17 protein-coding genes and 1 pseudogene are annotated in these 17,187 nt (G+C 59.7%); 13 read left to right on the top strand and 5 right to left on the bottom strand.

Annotation, left to right across the window (positions count from 1 at the left end; genetic code table 11):
- Position 1 precedes the first annotated feature (1 nt).
- Positions 2–421: a DUF6691 family protein gene (locus ACSZPK_RS20755; protein WP_437883429.1), complete on the top strand. Its 420-nt coding sequence runs from the start codon at positions 2–4 to the stop codon at positions 419–421.
- 263 nt (positions 422–684) lie between these two features.
- Here the strand turns inward: ACSZPK_RS20755 and ACSZPK_RS20750 are convergent.
- Both ACSZPK_RS20750 and ACSZPK_RS20745 read right to left on the bottom strand, forming a co-directional pair.
- A pseudogene (locus ACSZPK_RS20750) lies at positions 685–954 on the bottom strand (integrase core domain-containing protein); the annotation flags it as partial.
- 256 nt (positions 955–1,210) lie between these two features.
- Positions 1,211–2,548, bottom strand: coding sequence for an OprD family porin (locus ACSZPK_RS20745; RefSeq protein WP_437883428.1), 1,338 nt, complete (start codon positions 2,546–2,548; stop codon positions 1,211–1,213).
- 320 nt (positions 2,549–2,868) lie between these two features.
- Here ACSZPK_RS20745 and accB point away from each other — a divergent pair, with 320 nt between their 5' ends.
- The 10 genes from accB to ACSZPK_RS20695 all read left to right on the top strand — a co-directional run bounded on the left by accB (position 2,869) and on the right by ACSZPK_RS20695 (position 11,329).
- The gene (gene accB, locus ACSZPK_RS20740) at positions 2,869–3,333 is read left to right on the top strand and encodes an acetyl-CoA carboxylase biotin carboxyl carrier protein (RefSeq protein ID WP_437883427.1); all 465 of its coding nucleotides are present in this window, start codon (positions 2,869–2,871) and stop codon (positions 3,331–3,333) included.
- Positions 3,334–3,338: 5 nt separating this feature from the next.
- Complete coding sequence (accC, locus tag ACSZPK_RS20735; RefSeq protein ID WP_437883426.1) at positions 3,339–4,694, top strand: acetyl-CoA carboxylase biotin carboxylase subunit; 1,356 nt, start codon at positions 3,339–3,341, stop codon at positions 4,692–4,694.
- A gap of 5 nt (positions 4,695–4,699) precedes the next feature.
- A complete protein-coding gene (locus ACSZPK_RS20730) occupies positions 4,700–5,113 on the top strand; it encodes an acetyl-CoA carboxylase biotin carboxyl carrier protein (protein WP_437883425.1) in 414 nt (137 codons plus the stop codon).
- Positions 5,114–5,120: 7 nt separating this feature from the next.
- Positions 5,121–5,888 carry a LamB/YcsF family protein gene (locus tag ACSZPK_RS20725; protein WP_437883424.1) on the top strand — a complete coding sequence of 256 codons (768 nt, stop codon included), beginning with the start codon at positions 5,121–5,123 and terminating at the stop codon, positions 5,886–5,888.
- A 109-nt stretch (positions 5,889–5,997) separates the two neighbouring features.
- Positions 5,998–6,744: an SDR family oxidoreductase gene (locus ACSZPK_RS20720; protein WP_437883423.1), complete on the top strand. Its 747-nt coding sequence runs from the start codon at positions 5,998–6,000 to the stop codon at positions 6,742–6,744.
- 83 nt (positions 6,745–6,827) lie between these two features.
- A complete protein-coding gene (locus ACSZPK_RS20715; RefSeq protein WP_437883422.1) occupies positions 6,828–7,529 on the top strand; it encodes an amino acid ABC transporter permease in 702 nt (233 codons plus the stop codon).
- Positions 7,530–7,535: 6 nt separating this feature from the next.
- Positions 7,536–8,294 (top strand): amino acid ABC transporter permease, encoded by a 759-nt coding sequence (locus tag ACSZPK_RS20710; protein WP_437883421.1) that lies wholly within the window; start codon positions 7,536–7,538, stop codon positions 8,292–8,294.
- A gap of 14 nt (positions 8,295–8,308) precedes the next feature.
- Entirely contained in the window at positions 8,309–9,037 is a 729-nt protein-coding gene (locus ACSZPK_RS20705; RefSeq protein ID WP_437883457.1) for an amino acid ABC transporter ATP-binding protein, read from the top strand.
- 81 nt (positions 9,038–9,118) lie between these two features.
- The gene (locus ACSZPK_RS20700) at positions 9,119–9,952 is read left to right on the top strand and encodes an ABC transporter substrate-binding protein (protein ID WP_437883420.1); all 834 of its coding nucleotides are present in this window, start codon (positions 9,119–9,121) and stop codon (positions 9,950–9,952) included.
- A gap of 174 nt (positions 9,953–10,126) precedes the next feature.
- Positions 10,127–11,329 carry a pyridoxal phosphate-dependent aminotransferase gene (locus tag ACSZPK_RS20695; RefSeq protein WP_437883419.1) on the top strand — a complete coding sequence of 401 codons (1,203 nt, stop codon included), beginning with the start codon at positions 10,127–10,129 and terminating at the stop codon, positions 11,327–11,329.
- Positions 11,330–11,521: 192 nt separating this feature from the next.
- Here the strand turns inward: ACSZPK_RS20695 and ACSZPK_RS20690 are convergent, their stop codons facing one another.
- Genes ACSZPK_RS20690 through ACSZPK_RS20680 form a run of 3 tightly spaced genes read right to left on the bottom strand, consistent with a single transcriptional unit; the run spans position 11,522 to position 14,744 of the window.
- On the bottom strand, positions 11,522–12,490 hold the full coding sequence (locus tag ACSZPK_RS20690) for a biotin-dependent carboxyltransferase family protein (protein ID WP_437883418.1): 969 nt from the start codon (positions 12,488–12,490) through the stop codon (positions 11,522–11,524).
- Entirely contained in the window at positions 12,487–13,188 is a 702-nt protein-coding gene (gene pxpB / locus ACSZPK_RS20685; RefSeq protein WP_437883417.1) for a 5-oxoprolinase subunit PxpB, read from the bottom strand. The genes ACSZPK_RS20690 and pxpB overlap by 4 nt, the downstream gene beginning before the upstream one ends.
- Before the next feature lie 32 nt (positions 13,189–13,220).
- Positions 13,221–14,744 carry an MFS transporter gene (locus ACSZPK_RS20680; protein ID WP_437883416.1) on the bottom strand — a complete coding sequence of 508 codons (1,524 nt, stop codon included), beginning with the start codon at positions 14,742–14,744 and terminating at the stop codon, positions 13,221–13,223.
- Positions 14,745–15,039: 295 nt separating this feature from the next.
- Here ACSZPK_RS20680 and nac point away from each other — a divergent pair, with 295 nt between their 5' ends.
- Both nac and ACSZPK_RS20670 read left to right on the top strand, forming a co-directional pair.
- Positions 15,040–15,987, top strand: a complete 948-nt coding sequence (gene nac / locus ACSZPK_RS20675; RefSeq protein WP_437883415.1) for a nitrogen assimilation transcriptional regulator NAC — start codon at positions 15,040–15,042, stop codon at positions 15,985–15,987.
- 894 nt (positions 15,988–16,881) lie between these two features.
- Entirely contained in the window at positions 16,882–17,160 is a 279-nt protein-coding gene (locus ACSZPK_RS20670; RefSeq protein ID WP_437883414.1) for a peptidylprolyl isomerase, read from the top strand.
- Positions 17,161–17,187: the final 27 nt, after the last annotated feature.

The raw sequence follows: 17,187 nt of genomic DNA, 5'->3' as shown, positions 1-17,187 counted from the left end.
GATGATCAAATTCACGGCCTTCATCGCTGGCCTGTTGTTCGGCCTGGGCCTGTTGCTGGCGGGCATGGCCAACCCGAGAAAGGTGCTGGCATTCCTGGACCTGGCCGGTGCCTGGGACCCGTCCCTGGGACTGGTCATGGTGGGTGCCATTGCCGTGGCCATTGGCCCGCTGACCTGGGCGCGCCGGCAATCCCGTTCGCTCCTCGGCAGCCCCATGCAGTTACCCATCCAACGCGAACTGGACCGACGCCTGATCGGCGGTAGCCTGTTGTTTGGCATCGGTTGGGGCATTGCCGGGATTTGTCCCGGCCCGGCCGTGGCGATCCTGCTGACAGGACACTGGCAAGCAATCGCGTTCATGCTGGCCATGCTGGGTGGCATGCTGTCGTTCACTGTTCTGGAGAACCGACGCTACCGCTGATCGCGCCGGCATTTAAAACACTACCCGCCGAACAGGCTGACATGCTCTGCGTTTATGGCATCTTGCAGCACTCACTTTCCCGACGATTCAAGCAATATCGCCATTGGCAAAAAGCCATTGAGTTTCACCCTCTCACGCAACGGTAGCGTCAAATGGCATAGGGATCGTGGGCACCGGCTTGTTTTGTACGATCAAGGCTGTTTTGAACCTACCCATGTCGCTCGACCGGGTAGCCTGTGTGAAGAAGACTTCCTGACTTTCCCTAGATGCGAACGCAGCTCCTCGAGCAAGGTGTAGTAAAACACCTTGCTCGTGGCGTCCTTGATCGTCCGGTTCATCCGCTCAACCTGACCGTTGGTCCATGGATGCAAAGGCTTGGTCAACCGATGTTCGATGCCATGCTGGTGACAAAACTCGTCAAATGGATGAACTCGGTAGGCCTCGGTGCCTGGCTTCTTGGCGAACTGGATGCCGTTATCAGTCAGCACCGTGTGAACGCGATACGGCAGGGCTTTTAGGGTTGCCTGCAAGAAATCAACGGCGGTCTTCGAATTTAGTCGTTCGGTCGAAGCCTGTCATCCAGAGAAGGTTGCCAGTCAGGAGTATTACCGCGACAGTCAAAAACATACCAGATACGTTTTGAAGCTTGCAGACAAGAGTCCTAATGCGACTCCAACTGAGATCGGAACAGCAGCTCATTGATTCATCGTGTCAACGCAAAAAACGGTGGAGCGGCCCCCACCGTCGGCTGAAGTCCACACGGGACGTGCCCAAGGAGCAAAGCTTGTGTCAGAACAGGTCGATCGGATAATCGATGATGACCCGATACTCGTCGGTATCACGCTGCATGCCTGAGCGCAGAATTCCGTACCGCACCAGGGTATTCAGGCCCTTCGCGGGGCCGGACTGCACCACGTAGCCCAGCGTCAGGTCACGCGCCCATTCACCAGCATCGCCATTGGCGGTCTTGATGTTGTCGCCCGTGTAATAAGCCCCACGGAAGGTAAGCCCCGGAGCGCCCAACTGGGTGAAGTCGTATCCATAACGCAGAATCCAGGTGCGCTCACCGGCACGCTGGAACTTGGCCGACATGGTTTCGGTGAAGAAGTAACTGGTCGTGCCCGCCCCTTCGTTGACCCAGACCGCGTCACTGTCACCGTCGACCTGTTGATAGCCTGCACTGAAAGAATGTCCTGACAGGGCATAAGTAAGTTGCATGCTGCTGAGGCGGCTGTCGACTTCACCACGGGTACGGCCACCGCCGTAATAACCAGTACTGTAATACTCCACATCGTTGGCGTTCTTGCCATCCGAACTATTGTTGTAATAACGCACATCGGCGGTCAAACGACCCGGACCGACATTCACCCCGTAAACACCGCCAAGGAAATGCTGGTCATAGAAGTCTTTAAGGTTGGCGAAGTAATACTGAAGTGTCAGGTCTGCATTGACCTTGTAACTACCACCGCCATATAAGAATTGATTGGAGTGGGTACTACGAGTGGTATTGACAGTTGGGTTAACGGGATCGACGGTGGCGTTGGAACCGGCAATGGAAAGTTTCTCCCAATCGGTTGACCCACGCTCTTTCACCCGGTCGATATTACCCGCCGTCAGGGTGAGACTCTCGATGTCCTTGGACTCTACCTGAAAGCCACGAAAAGTCTGGAACACCAGACGGTCACTCGCCACGAGAACCGGTAACTTGGGCTGTAGCGTGCCGTAACGAAACTCGGTCTTGCCAATACGAGCCTTGGCTGTCGGGCCAAAACTGGCGAAATCATGGACCGCGCGGCCATCGCTGTCAGTCGGGAATATATTACCGTTACTTGCCGTACTGGTCGGGTTGTAGTGATGCCCTTTGCCAGAGTCCAGACGCAGGCCGTACATACCGACAGCATCGATTCCGAAACCGACCGGCCCTTCGGTAAAACCGGAAGTGTAGTTCAATACAGCCCCCTGTCCCCACTCCTGAGTGTAATTAGGGTCGGCCGCACCATCACGGTTATCGACATTACTGTAGAAGTTACGCAGCAACAGGGTGGCATGACTGTCGTCAATGAATCCAGCCGCATGAGTCCCCTGTGCCAGGACAAGTCCTAGCACGCCAACTGAATATTTCATCATGAAGGTTTCCCCGAGCGCCCAATATTTAATGTGTGATAGCAGGCCGCAGTTTTAGCGGAAAATTTTATGGACACCGCCTGTTATAAGAATGCACTGCACAGGTCGTTTTGATAGACGGCCATTTCAAACTACGCATCGCATCGGCAGTGCGATAAGACGAGATTGCAATGATTGGATAGGAAACACTTATGACCCACAGGGTGTTCGTCATAAGTCCGTCTTATCACCCCACGCATAAAGCGTCTTGGCGTGGCACCGGCGGCGTTGGCTACAGTTCGGCCACTTCCGTGATACCCGCCATGTTGTGTAAGGGCCAAGCAATGGATCAACGCCGCATCAAAGAACTGATCGACCTGCTCGGGGCTTCCGATCTCACAGAGCTGACACTGAGCGAAGGTGGCAGCACCCTCTGCCTGACTCGCTACACCAGCGCTGCCCCTGTGCCGATGGCAGTTCACACCCCTGACGTTGAGACAAGCACTCAGCACTCAGCACACGTGCTAGCCGTAACGCCGCCGCAAGCCGAGGCCCAAGCGCACCAGGACAGCGAAGTCCGCTCTCCGCTCTACGGCATCCTGCATCTGACCCCCTCCCCCGATGAGCCGGCCTTCGTACAGGTCGGTGATCAGGTCGAAGTCGGGCAGATGCTCTGTATCGTCGAGGCCATGAAGATGTTTCACCAGGTTCGGAGCACAGTCTCGGGGCGTGTCGAGGCACTGCTCGCCAAGGCCGGCCAGGAAGTCGAGAGCGGGCAACCGCTGTTCCGCATCAGCGAGGCCAGGTGAGCGCCATGTTCGATACCGTTCTGATCGCCAACCGTGGCGAGATCGCCCTTCGTATCCAGCGTGCCTGCCATCATCTGGGGCTGAAATCGGTGATGATCTACTCCCAGGGAGATGCAGGTGCCGACTACCTGAAACTCGCCGATAAGGCGCTGTGCATCGGTCCCGCTGCTCCCGGCCAGAGCTACCTGAACCAGTCCGCCATTCTGTATGCCGCCAAGGCGGCGGGCGCTCAGGCTATACACCCCGGCTACGGTTTTCTCTCGGAGAACGCCAGCTTCAGCCAGGCCGTCGCGGATGCCGGCCTGACCTTCATCGGCCCCACCGCGGACTGCATCCGACGCATGGGTGACAAGGTCGCGGCCAAACAGGCCATGCGTGAGGCCGGTGTGCCTTGTGTTCCTGGACCCGAGGGTTCGCTGCCCGAAGACCGCGATACCCTCCAGCGCGTAGCCGATGCCATCGGCTACCCCGTCATAATCAAGGCCGCCGGCGGCGGTGGCGGCCGCGGCATGCGGGTAGTGCACGCAGCAGACGAACTGATGCAGGCGGTGAGCGTCACCCGCGAGGAAGCACGCCGCGCATTCGGCAACCCAGAGCTGTACATGGAAAAATTCCTCGGTCACCCGCGTCACGTGGAGATCCAGGTGCTGTGTGATCGCCACGGCAACGGCGTGTGGCTCGGAAGCCGCGACTGCTCGCTGCAACGCCGGCATCAGAAGGTGCTGGAGGAAGCACCGGCGCCCGGCATCGATGCAGCGCTGCTCGAACGCGTTGGCCAGCGCTGCGTCGACGCTTGCCGGCATATCGGCTACCACGGCGTGGGCACGTTCGAGTTTCTCTACGAAGACGGCGAGTTCTACTTCATCGAAATGAACACACGCTTGCAGGTGGAACACCCCGTAACCGAAATGACCACCGGCCTGGATATCGTCGAACAACAACTGCGCGTGGCCCGAGGCGAGCCGCTGAGCATCCGCCAAGGCGACATCGTCACGGTCGGGCACTCGCTGGAATGCCGTATCAATGCCGAGAATCCGGAAAGCTTCGTTCCAACACCCGGCACGGTTTATCGCTGGGATGTGCCCGGCGGCATCGGCGTGCGGATCGACTCCCACGTCACCTCTGGCTACAAGGTGCCGCCGTACTACGACTCGATGATCGCCAAGGTGATCACGCACGGCGCGACTCGTGAACAGGCGATGGCCAGGATGCGAACGGCACTGGCTCAGTTTCGCGTCGAGGGTATCTCCACCAACCTGCCACTGCATCAGCAGATACTCGAAGACGCCGCGTTCAAACGCGGAGCCGTGGACATTCATCACCTGGAACGCTGGCTGAAAGAGCGCCAGGCGCGGAGTTGAGCACGATGCATATCGACAAGATCCGCCAACTCGCAAGCTGGATGGCCGAGGCCAATCTGGCGCAGTTGGAACTACGCAGCCCGACATTTGAAATTCGCCTGAAGCGCCCCGCCCAAGGCGCAGCACCAGCGAAAAACGCGCGATTGCCTGCCACACCGGTTACTGCCGACATCCCCTTACCAGTAGCGGCCATCGCGACGGTCTGTGGTCACTTTCATGCTCGCCACCCGGAACGTGACACGCCTCAGGTTGCCTCGGGCCAAGCGATCAAAACCGGCGATCTCGTTGGTGTGATCGATGTCGGCGACCTGCTGCTACCAGTGATCGCCAGTGCAGACGGCATCGCAGGTCACTACCTCGTCGAAGACGGCCAACTGGTCGACTACGGCACAGCCCTTCTCGCCTTGTCAGGAGCATGAACAGGCCATGAAAATCGACCTCAATGCCGATCTCGGCGAAGGCTTCGGCCCCTGGAAAATGGGGGAAGACGAAGCGTTGATGGACATCATTTCCTCTGCCAACGTGGCCTGTGGATTCCATGCCGGCGATCCCCTGATCATGGACAGGACCACACGCCTGGCCCTCGCCAAGGGCATCGACCTCGGCGGCCACGTTGGTTTTCCCGACCTGCTCGGATTCGGGCGCCGGCCAATGCACGTCGACACCTATGAATTGCAGACCTACGTCACCTATCAACTTGGCGCACTGGCCGGTATGGCCCGGGTAGCCGGGCACCGCCTGACTCACATGAGTTTTCATGGTGCCCTGGGTAATCGCGTAGCGGCAGACAATGAACTGGCCGACGCACTGCTCGCCACGGTAAAGGCCTTCGACCCCGACCTTATTGTCAGTTCGTCCACCAGCCGTGCGATGCAGAACGCAGCCGAGCGGCATGGCCTGCGAATTGCTACCACCTTCCTGGCGGATCGTGCCTATGACAAGGACGGTTTGCTGGTGCCTCGTGCCCTACCCGATTCGGTGATCAAGGAGCCCAGCCGCGTGCGTGATCGGGTTCGCCAGTTTCTCGATGCCGGCACCGTCACCTGCTACACCGGCGAAGTCATCGAGGTGCCAGCATGCTCGATCCTGCTGCATGGCGATAACGCTAATGCACTTGAACTGGCACGCAGCATTCGCCGTGAAATCGAACAAGGTGGCGGCACCATCGTCCCCGTCTCGCAGCTCGTCGCCTAGGTGATAAGAATCCCTTATCCCCCTACACCCAAACCCTCTTGGCGCGCTTTCGGGTTGCTCTTTAGAGTCGACTACACGCCTTCGGGCATTACTGGACAAGGACCTGGCCATGCCATTTTCTGACTACAAAACCGCGCTGGTGACCGGCGCATCCTCCGGAATTGGCGCCGCCACCGTCGAACGCCTGAGCCGCGAAGGGATCGTGGTTCACGCCCTGGCACGCAGCGCCGACAAGCTGGCGGAACTGGCCGAACGCACGGGTTGTATCGTCCATGCCGTGGACGTTGCCGACCTGGCCTCGATGACCCGCATCGTCGAAGGGCTGGAAATCGACATCCTGGTCAACAACGCCGGCGTCGACCGCCCGGGTTCGATTCTCGATGCCACCGCAGACGGTATCGATGCCCTGATCGACGTCAACCTTCGCGCAGTGCTGCACCTCACTCGCCTGCTGGTGCCGGGCATGGTCGAGCGCGACCGGGGTCATGTGATCAATATCAGCTCCATCGCCGGCGCCTACAACTTCGGTGGCAACTCGACCTACCACGCCACCAAGGCCGCCGTGAGCATGCTCTCGCGTAACCTGCGTATCGATGTATTCGGCAAGCGCGTACGGGTGACGGAGATCTGTCCGGGCCGTGTTGCCACCGACATCTTCGAGCACGTACACGGCAACGCAGCCGAGACCCGCGCCAAGTTCATCGACGGCTTCGAACTGCCAGTGGCCGGTGATATCGCCGATGCCATCGCGTTCGCTATCGCCGCACCGGTCTCGATGAACATCGGCCACATGGAAATCACCCCAACGCTACAGGTGCCAGGCGGGCTGCAAACCACCCGTCCACAGAGCCACTGATTCAATGTGCCGGACAAGAGCGGCCCAAGCCGCCCCATCGGTTGCGAACAACTGCTGCCGCACTGCCCTGACAGGGTGACACCATGATGAAAGACTTCGACCTCGGGCCGATCCTGACTGGCGAATACGCCAGCCTGCTGCTCCACGGTGCAAGCCTCACGTTGCAACTGATGCTTTACGCCTGGACGCTGGCGATGACACTGGCGTTCGCGCTGGTAGTGGTTCGCCTGACCCACAAACCCTTGCTGGAGCGCCTGGTGGCAGGCTACGTGTCCTACCACCGCAACGTCCCTACGCTGGTTCAGTTGATGCTGTGGTATTTCGGCGTACCGACGCTGCTGCCAGAAAGCGCACAGCTGTGGCTGGCCAACTTCAGTACCGAGTTCATCTTCGCCGTCATCGCCCTTGGCTTGTGCCAGGCGGCTTATTTTTCGGAAGACCTGCGGGCCGGCCTGCGCGCCATTCCGGCGGGCCAGAACGAAGCCGCGCGAGCACTCGGTCTGGGCTACGTACGTGCGATGCGCTATGTGATCCTGCCCCAGGGAATCCGCAACTCCCTGCCTTCATTGGTGAACCACACCGTCCTGTTGTTCAAGAACACCAGCCTGGCCATGGCCATTGGCGTGGTGGAGCTGACCTACGCGACCCGTGAGGTGGAGAACTACACCTTCCGCACATTCGAGTCCTATCTGGTGGCCACTGTCGGTTATCTCGCCGTTTCGCTTCTGCTGATGGCCGTGGGGGCGCTGATCGCCCGTCGATTCGATATGGCACGGGCGAGGTAAACGAGCATGTACGACGTCTTCACGATTGTGCGTGACAACTGGGAGCTGTTCCTTCTTGGTCAGTATCCACATGGTCCATTGGGCGGCCTGGTCAATACACTGGTGCTGTCCGCACTGGCACTGATCATCGCCTTCCCGCTCAGTATCCTGCTCGCCATCGCACGCATCTCCCCGTTCGGCTGGCTGCGGCTGCCGGCAACGGTATGGGTGTATGTGCTGCGCGGCATTCCGCTGCTGATGGTGATTTTCTGGACCTACTTTCTGGTGCCGGTTCTGATCGGTCGCAACATCAGCGGCTTCACCACCATGCTCTGCACCTTGGTGATCTACCAGAGCGCCTACCTTTCCGAAATCGTGCGTTCAGGCATACAGGGCCTGCCCAGCGGACAGTTCGAGGCATCCCGTGCGCTGGGCATGGGTTATTTCAGAACGCTCGGCTGGGTGATCCTGCCGCAGGCCCTGTACAACTCGCTGCCGAGCCTGATCAGCCAGTTCGTCTCGATCATCAAGGAAACCACCCTGGGATACGTGATCAACGTTCAGGAGATGACCTTCGCTGCCAACCAGGTCAACAACCAGCTCCTGACCAAGCCGTTCCAGGTCTACGTCATCCTCGCCGTGACCTACTACATCCTCTGCTACAGCCTCACTCGTCTGGCGACCGCCGTCGAACGCCGTATCGAACGCAAGCGCCAGGGTGATGCAGGTACCCCGGCAGGCACCGCCCTTGGCGGCGCCGTACCCTCTTCCGAACCTTCGAGATGATCGCCATGAACCCTTTGATCATGTTTTCCAATGTCGACAAATGGTACGGCCAGTACCAGGCCCTGACGAAGATCAACGCCGAGATTCACAAAGGGGAAGTCGTCGTGGTCTGCGGGCCGTCGGGCTCGGGAAAATCCACGCTGATTCGCACGGTCAACCGACTCGAGGCGATTCATGAAGGGCAGATTCTCTTCGAGGGCCACGACATCCATGGCACCGATGCCAACCTCAATCGCCTGCGCAGCCGGATCGGCTTCGTGTTCCAGAGCTTCAATCTGTTTCCGCACCTCTCGGTGATGGACAACATCATCCTCGCGCCGACCAAGATTCGCGCCCTGAAAGGCGCGGCCGCGCGCAAGCAGGCCATGGAGTTGCTGGAGCGTGTCGGCATGGCCCACAAGGCCGGTGCTTATCCCGGCCAGTTGTCCGGTGGCCAGCAGCAGCGCGTCGCCATCGCACGGGCCTTGGCCATGGAGCCGCCGGTCATGCTGTTCGACGAACCCACCAGTGCCCTCGACCCGGAAATGGTCGGCGAAGTGCTGCAGGTGATGCGCAGCCTGGCCAAGGACGGCATGACCATGATGTGCGTGACTCACGAGATGAATTTCGCCCGTGAGGTCGCGGACACCATCTGGTTCATGGACGCGGGGCAAATCCTGGAAAAAGCCAAGCCAGATGCGTTCTTCAGCCAGCCCGAACACCCACGAGCGCAGCGCTTCATCAGCGATCTGCGCTCTCATTGAATCGCCACTAGAGCGCGCTTGAACACGCGGCGGCTGTCGCGTCCTGAACACTGCCACATTTCTTTTTTTGAGGATCACCCGATGCGTATCCAAAAAGCCCATATGGCCGTGCTGTTGCTGCCCCTCATCGCGCTGAGCGCCCATGCTGACCAGTGGGCCGATATCCAGGCCAAACAGAGCCTGAGCTGCGGCGTTTATTCGGATGTACCGCCGTTCTCCTCGCCCAACCCGCAAACCCGCCAGCTTGAAGGCATGGACATCGACCTGTGCAACAGCCTGGCCAAGCACCTGGGCGTCACGCTCGAACTCAAGCCGCTTTCCGGCGAGGCTCGCGTGCCGGAAGTGAAGATGGGCCGTGTGGACGTGGTCATCGCCAACCTGGCCTACACCAAGACCCGCGCCCAACAGATCCAGTACAGCGATCCCTACTACGTCGCCAAGGAGGTGCTGGTGGTCAAGGCGCCACTGGCTGATAAACCGCGCGCCTTCTTCGAAGGCAAACGCATCAGCGCGACCAAAGGCTCAACGTCCGAGCAATCGATCCGCCTGGCCAAGGCCCGGCCCGTGACGTTCCAGGATACGGGCTCTGCCTACCTCGCCGTGCAGCAGAACAAGGTACTCGGCGTGGTAACCAACACCATGTCGGCCATCAAGCTGGTGAACCAGGCGAAAGCCAGCGGCGTCGAACTCGGTATCGCACCGGAGCCGATGGCCCTCGAACCCATCAGCGTCGGCATGCGCCTCGAAGAGCCAGCCCTGCTCGCCAAGATCAACGATGCGTTGTACGCCATGGACAAGGCCGGTGAGATCGACCAGATCTGGGCCAAATGGATCGGTCCGAACACCGAATACAAGATGGTCCGTGAGGAGCGTGTCCAGAAGCTCAGCGACATGCAATTCGAAGCCCTGGAATAACCCTTCCCACCTTACCCTGCGACCGGCTCGATGCTTTGCCGTCGGGCCAGTCGCACTCGTTACACCTCATCCATCTGACTTTCCTATGACCTCACAGCAAAGCGCTATTGGAGCCATTGCCGTGCAGGCTCATATGCTGGCTTTCGCCCTCTCCACACACGAAAGAATTACTCCATGCCCACTACCGCTGATCGTTTGAAGAACGTCTCCGTGTCCGCCTCCGTAGCCATGACCCAGAAAGCGCGAGAACTGACCGCGCAAGGGATCAAGGTGATCAGTCTGTCTTCCGGAGAGCCGGACTTTCCAACCCCTGCCCACGCCATCGAAGCGGCGTATGCCGCCGCCTTGGGCGGGGATACCAAGTACCCGGCCATCGAAGGCACACCGGCGCTGAAACTGGCGATCCAGAGCAAGTTCAAGCGCGACAACAACCTGGATTACGACGTCAGTCAGATCCTGGTCGCCGGTGGCGGCAAGCAAGTGATCTTCAATGCCATGCTCGCCACCCTGAACCCCGGCGATGAAGTGGTCATCCCAACGCCGGCCTGGATCAGCTACGCCGATATCGTCAAATTCGCCGGCGGTGTTCCGGTTGCGGTGCCCTGCAACCAGGCCAACAGCTTCAAGCTGCAAGCCGAAGACCTCAATGCCGCCATCACGCCCAAAACCAAATGGCTGTTGCTCAACTACCCGAGCAACCCCACCGGATCGGCCTGCTCACGCCAGGAAATGACCGCCATCGCCGAGGTGATGCTGCAGCACCCGGACGTGTGGATCATGACCGACGATATGTACGAACACCTGATCTACGACGGCTTCGAGTTCTGCACCATCGCCGACGTTGAACCGCGTTTGTACGAACGCACGCTGACCGTGAATGGCGTATCCAAGGCCTACGCCATGACCGGCTGGCGGATGGGTTACTGCGGTGGCCCGAAAGACCTGATCAAAGCCGTGAGCAACGTCAACACGCAAAACAGCGGGGGCGTCTGCACCCTCACCCAGGCAGCGGCGACGGCAGTCCTGAACGGCCCACAGGCACTGTTGGCCGAGCGCGCGGGTCTCTATCAGCAGCGTCGTGACTTCGTACTGGAACGGTTGGCGAAGATCGAAGGCATGACCTGTCACAAGCCCGAGGGCGCGTTCTACCTGTTCCCCAATATCGCCCACTTCATCGGCCGGATCAGCCGTGGCGGGCGCAAGATCGGCAACGACACCGATTTCTGCATGGCGCTGATGGAAGAACAACACGTGGCAACCGTGCAGGGCGCAGCCTACGGACTCAGCCCGTTCGTGCGCCTGTCCTACGCGACCAGCCTGGAAACGCTGGGCGAAGGCTGTGACCGGATTGCCGAATTCTGCGCCACGCTTCGCTAACCGCCGTGCGCCCTGATTGATCGTGTACGACGAAGCCTTTCACCTACTGTGAAAGGCTTCGTGATTTATGCAGGGTGCTTACAACGACAGCCGGAGCACAGGCCAATGCCTTGCCCACGCGCCGTTGCTGACGTCACATCAAAGAATGTCGACCAAGATCAGGGCACCTTCGGCAGTGCCCTGGAGAGGAAATCAGCGTTCGCTCAATACCCGCCGAATGCCTTGCAGGTACTCATCGAGAGCCTGCTCCGCTTCGATGGCCATTTGCGGCGTCGCTTCGACAAAACGAACCCGGCTACCGATTGCCGCCTGGCCGAGGCGCCAGAGATCGGCGTCGATGACCCCGGCAATCTTGGGATAGCCGCCCGCAGTATTGGCGTCGCTGAGCTGGATGATCGGCTCGCCTCCCGGTGGCACCTGCACCACGCCAGGCACAAGACCATAGGAACGCATCTCCAGGGTTTTCTGCGCAGCCAACGGCTCTCCGGCGAGACGGTATCCCGTGCGGTTGCTTTGCGCGGAAATCTTCCAGGGCTGCCCCCAGAAACGCTCACGGTCCTGCTCGAACAGCCCATACTCCCCCGCAGGTATCGCACGCAACAAGACATTGCCTTGTTCGTCATGGCCGAAGGCATCGGCCAGCGCCTGCGACGGAGGCTGCACGCCAAAGCCTGCAGCCGGTAACCGAGACGACTCATGGGAGCCCCAGCCAAGCTGATCGCCAGACTGCAGCGGTCGCCCCTCGAAACCACCGAATCCACCACGCAACGCGGTACTGCGAGAGCCCATGACCAGCGGCACCTCGATCCCTCCTGCAACACACAGGTAGGCCCTTGCGCCTTTGCGCGGATAGCTCAGTTCCAGCACCTGGCCAGCCGCAACAGGCATGGCCCACCAGGGCAGCAGGTCTCGACCATCGAGTGTCGCCCGGCAGTCGGCGCCCGTCAGGGCAATCACGGTGGGCTCATCGAAGCGCAGGCGAACCGGGAAGGTCTGCAACTCCAGGCCCGCCAGATTCTGCGCATTCCCCAGCATCAGGTTGCCCACGCGCAGTGCCAGGCTGTCCATCGCGCCACTGGTGGCGACACCGATGTTGCGATAATCCGGGCGACCAAGATCCTGTACGGTGTTCTGCGGGCCGGTGGTGATGATCTCGATCACAGCTCGATCCTCTCGGGTAAAAAACGGACCGTGTCACCGGGGGCCAACAGCGCGGGCCTGTCGGCAGCGGGATCGAACATCGTCAGTTGGGCGAAACCGATGGCGTTCCAGCCATTGGGACCATCGAGTACCGCAATGCCGGACTGCATGCCGCCGATGGTCACCATGCCTTTGCGCATGTTCAGCGATGGAACCTTCTTGCGTGGCATGTAGATGGCGCGGTCCAGCCCCCCCAGATAACCGAAGCCGGGCGCGCTGGCGACCGCGAAAACGCTATAGGTCGCCTGGTAATGACGACGAACGATCTCTTCCGCAGCCAACCCACTGAAGTCACAGAGGGCCGGCAGATCGATAGCGTGCTCACCGCCATAACAGGTGGGTACTTCGATCAGGCGGCCCGTGCGATGCAACGGATCGGCCTCTCTCCACAGCCGCTGCAACTCGGCGATTACCGGCTCTGGATCGACGGGAATGTGCCGGAACAGCACCAGCAGGTTGGTCATGCCGGCAATGGTCGACAGCACATCGTCACGGGCCTCCAGCGTCTCGGCCAACGCCCAGATTCGCCGCTGCGCCTCGATCTCCAGCTCGCCAGGCGCCTCGAGCAGATAGGCGCGGGCACCGATCAGAGATACGCGCGCGGCCTCTTGTGGAATGAACAGCGCAGGCGCTCTGGCGGCCTGCTCGATTGGAGTCATGATCGAATCCTGTCTCACGGAGAAAAAGTAAATCAACGGACGGGCTTGCGGGCCTTGAGGTCCACAGCCGGCAATCGGATCACCACCAACACAGCCAGGGCCGCGGCGATGGCGCACATCGACAAGCCACTGCCGATGGCAGAGGCCAGCGCACCACGGGCGATATCCAGGTGTTCAGCAGTCAGGTTCGGGGGGCCGGCCATCAACACTTGAGGGTCAAGCAGTGTGGGCAACGCACCCAGTTGCCCCGCCGTGGCCAAGGCAGACTGTACATACCGCGCATAAAGCAGGTTGACCAGCGCGCCCATCACCGCAGTGCCGATCAACCCGCCGACCAGTCGAAGCGACTGTTGCAGTGCCGTGGCGATCCCAAGGTACTGATGCTCAGCCAGGGTCTGAGTGAACACGCTCAGATTGAGCAGCACGAAACCAAGTCCCAACCCGGCCAACAGAATAAGCCCCGCCAACAGATTGAAACTTGCGCCAAGCCCCACCGCAGCCAGGACTGTACAGGCGCAGGTCAGCGCGCTGAAACCGCCGAGCGGCAGCCAGTTGGGATTCTTCAGGCGCGTCATCACACGGCTGTTCACGATCGCGCCCAGGGTGATGCTCAAAGCCAGCGGGGTGATCAGAAAACCGGCCTGCTGCGGGCTGTAGCCATAGCCGCCTTGCAGCAACAAAGGCAGGTAGAACAACAAGGTGAACATGACCCCGCCCGCCAGCATGGCCAGCACGAATAGCAGGCGCATGCTGCGGTCGGCGAACAATGCGCGAGGCAACAACGCATGGGTACAACGGCGCTCATGCCAAAACAATCCGATCAGCATCATCAGGGCCAGTGCACCGGCTCCAAGTGTCATGGCGGACGTGGGCCGCCCGACTCCCTCCACCAAAAACTGCAGCCCACCCAGGAACATCACGATCATCAAAGCGCCGAGCCAGTCCAGCCGCACAGATGCCCGACGTACCGGTCGATACCAGGGCAAATAGCGCCAGGCGAAAAACAGCGCCAGTAAACCCAGCGGCAGGTTCAACCAGAATACCGAGCGCCAGCCGAACTGCCCCGTCAGATACCCCCCCAGTCCCGGACCAATGGCATTGATCACACTGAACATGGCACTGAGCAGCATCTGCCAGCGCAAGCGCTGATGGATATCGGGAAACAGTTCAGGCACACAGGCGAAAACGGTGCCGACCAGCATGCCGCCACCCACGCCCTGCAAGACACGCCCCACGACCAGCAACGGCATGCTGCTGGCCAGTGCACAGAGCAACGACGCGAGGGTGAACAGAACCGTTGCGGCCAGCACGAACGGTTTGCGTCCGTAGTAATCGCCCAGACGACCGAAGATCGGAATCGTCACGATGGACGCCAGCAGGTAGCCGGTGCCCACCCACGCATACAGTTCGAAGCCTTGCAGTTGGGCCACGATGCTCGGCAACGCGTTGCCAATCACGGTCTGGTCAAGCGCAGAAAGCATCAGTACCAGCGAGACGCCCAACATGGCCAACAAGGCCTGGCGGAACGTCAGTGGTGAGGGTTCGGCGGAAGTCATCGTCATACTCGGGCAGTGCAGCGGCCATCTGCGGCAGGCGCGCTCTGGTTTGCATGACGTCACGTTACGAGCACGCTCGCCGGCTGCAAAAGAGGACTTCGATCTGTACGGATAAGATGCCCTTATGACCGACGTCCTGATCTCGCCCTCAATCGGATCAGGCTTATCTATAACAGCGGGAAAGCGCCCTTTGACGGTGCACAGAATCGGTCATAGGCCGCGCTTATGACGACTCTCCAGCTTGGCCCGCGCCTTGCTTCGCTCTGCGCATGTACCTCTTTCAGAACGAGCCTTCATGAATCTGCGCCGCCTCAAATACTTCGTGAAGATCGTCGATATCGGCAGCATGACCCAGGCAGCCGACGTGCTGCATATCGCTCAGCCGGCACTCAGCCAGCAACTGGTGACACTGGAAGCCGAGATGCAGCAGCAACTGCTGATCCGCACCAAACGCGGCGTTACGCCCACCGAGGCCGGCAAGGTGCTGTATGCCCATGCCCAGTTGATCCTGCGCCAGTGCGAACAGGCCATGAGTGACGTGACCGCCAGCAGCGCAGCCTTGTGCGGCCAGGTATCGGTTGGCCTGGCGCCGGGCACGGCGGCCTCCAGCCTGTCCGTCCCTCTGCTGCGCAAAGTGCGCGAGATGCATCCCGGCATCGTGCTCTATCTAAACGAGAACTTCGGCACGACGCTGAGCGAACTGATCATGAACGGCAGGATGGACATGGCCGTACTTTATGGCGGTCGTGAGATTCGCGGCCTGAGCTTTATGCCCTTGCTGGGAGAACAGCTGTACCTCGTCAGCGCCGATGAGGCCTTTGCCACACACCCGACCATCCCGCTTGCGACCGTCGCAGAGCTGGAGTTGCTGCTACCACGCACCTACAACGTCATGCGCAAGGTAGTGGACGAAGCCTTCCAGGGCATCGGTCGGCAAGCGAACGTGATCGCCGAAGTCGAGTCGGCCACGACCCTGGCAACAGCCGTAGGCGAAGGCTTCGCCTCGACCATCCTTCCCGAGTCTGCCGCGCTGGCCCTGCAGAAAAACAAGGCGGTTCATCTCAGCCGTATCGTCGAACCTCAGGTCGAGGCGCCCCTGTCACTTTGCCTGAGTGGCCATCTGCCGCTCTCGGTTCCTGCCCAGGCCGTGAAAACGATTTTACTGAAACTTATCGCAGAAATGCGCGACACACTGGCCTCACCAAGGGCTGACCAGGGTCGTTCAAAAAAATCAAGTTATTGATATATAATATAAATATCGAATGCATCTATCTTCGAGCAAATGACCCGAGGTATTTCAAGCGCTTGTAGATGATCCTGTTATGGAGTGACCTTTCCTCGACGGCAAATCAGCAGCACAGCGCGAGCGCTGCTGGTGACAAGACTCAATCGGGAAAAGCCTTGCAGGCACACCAGCAAGATCAATCAGGCTGAAGCCAAGGAGTAAGCCGCAGTAAGGGCGTGCCAAACAGGAAAAGGAAAGCGGCAGGATTGAATCGACCTGGGAATTCCGGAGGCTCTTTGGTGTGAGTCATGCCACTTGGGCCGACAATGAGCTGGCAGCGGTTCTCGTGGGCGTTGAAACCTACCAGGCTTTGCGGGAAGCTTCGTACCGAAAGACTGGCCATCGAGCGCCTGTCCACCCTAGACGAAAAGAATACAGTGAGCCATGAGGACATGGAGACTCGCTTCAGCTAGGCGTTAGCCATGAGTCGGAGTGCACGATCCCAGGTCGACAGCACCCGCAAAAGTAGGACTGAAAGTGATGCGTGAATTAGCGCTGGAGAACCCTGACAGAATTTGGGATCTGAACCTCTCTAGGCGAGACTCAACGGCTTTTCTAGCGGGCTGTCATCAATTCCAGCGGGCCAACTGCAGATGGGACATGATTAATCTGCGGAAAGTCATCGCAGCACAGTTACCTCATAGTCAAGTATAACCCATGGCGGATGGAGTGTCCATGGCAAGGCTTCCCCTAGGTACCAAGCGCCTTGAGCCGGGTAGTCGGCCTACTTACTCTCAGCCTGGCTGTTTCAGCGAACTCTGCGGCTCATGAAATAAAAAATAGTTAGATTGCATAACTCCATGATTTATCAAGCGATAAAATAATTTAACTGTTATGGGAGCCCCAGAAATCATGGCAAAGGCGATGGCCCGCCACATTCTGCTCAAGACCGAAGCTGAAGCTGCCGCCTTGAAGAAACGCATCGCCGCCGGTGAAGCATTCGACCTCCTGGCCCGCAAATACTCCACCTGCCCCTCCGGCAAGCGTGGCGGCGACTTGGGCGAAGTACGTCCCGGGCAAATGGTACGCGCCATCGACCAGGTGATTTTCAAGAAAGAGCTGCGTACGGTCCACGGCCCGGTCAAGAGCCAGTTCGGCTATCACCTGGTTCAGGTGTTCTTTCGCGAATAGATGAAGAAGAACCGGTTTTCGTGCGGT

Source organism: Pseudomonas sp. LRF_L74 (assembly GCF_965644255.1).
Lineage (GTDB): Bacteria > Pseudomonadota > Gammaproteobacteria > Pseudomonadales > Pseudomonadaceae > Aquipseudomonas.
The sequence above is the reverse complement of the archived record's forward strand: the minus strand, read 5'-3'. Positions and strand labels throughout refer to the sequence as shown.

Coding starts and splice junctions, on each gene's coding strand:
- ACSZPK_RS20680 (WP_437883416.1), bottom strand. CDS start 14,744: ATGACTTCCGCCGAACCCTCACCACTGACGTTCCGCCAGGCCTTGTTG.
- ACSZPK_RS20720 (WP_437883423.1), top strand. CDS start 5,998: ATGCCATTTTCTGACTACAAAACCGCGCTGGTGACCGGCGCATCCTCC.
- ACSZPK_RS20725 (WP_437883424.1), top strand. CDS start 5,121: ATGAAAATCGACCTCAATGCCGATCTCGGCGAAGGCTTCGGCCCCTGG.
- accB (WP_437883427.1), top strand. CDS start 2,869: ATGGATCAACGCCGCATCAAAGAACTGATCGACCTGCTCGGGGCTTCC.
- ACSZPK_RS20745 (WP_437883428.1), bottom strand. CDS start 2,548: ATGATGAAATATTCAGTTGGCGTGCTAGGACTTGTCCTGGCACAGGGG.
- ACSZPK_RS20730 (WP_437883425.1), top strand. CDS start 4,700: ATGCATATCGACAAGATCCGCCAACTCGCAAGCTGGATGGCCGAGGCC.
- pxpB (WP_437883417.1), bottom strand. CDS start 13,188: ATGACTCCAATCGAGCAGGCCGCCAGAGCGCCTGCGCTGTTCATTCCA.
- ACSZPK_RS20700 (WP_437883420.1), top strand. CDS start 9,119: ATGCGTATCCAAAAAGCCCATATGGCCGTGCTGTTGCTGCCCCTCATC.
- ACSZPK_RS20755 (WP_437883429.1), top strand. CDS start 2: ATGATCAAATTCACGGCCTTCATCGCTGGCCTGTTGTTCGGCCTGGGC.
- ACSZPK_RS20715 (WP_437883422.1), top strand. CDS start 6,828: ATGATGAAAGACTTCGACCTCGGGCCGATCCTGACTGGCGAATACGCC.
- ACSZPK_RS20710 (WP_437883421.1), top strand. CDS start 7,536: ATGTACGACGTCTTCACGATTGTGCGTGACAACTGGGAGCTGTTCCTT.
- accC (WP_437883426.1), top strand. CDS start 3,339: ATGTTCGATACCGTTCTGATCGCCAACCGTGGCGAGATCGCCCTTCGT.
- nac (WP_437883415.1), top strand. CDS start 15,040: ATGAATCTGCGCCGCCTCAAATACTTCGTGAAGATCGTCGATATCGGC.
- ACSZPK_RS20695 (WP_437883419.1), top strand. CDS start 10,127: ATGCCCACTACCGCTGATCGTTTGAAGAACGTCTCCGTGTCCGCCTCC.
- ACSZPK_RS20670 (WP_437883414.1), top strand. CDS start 16,882: ATGGCAAAGGCGATGGCCCGCCACATTCTGCTCAAGACCGAAGCTGAA.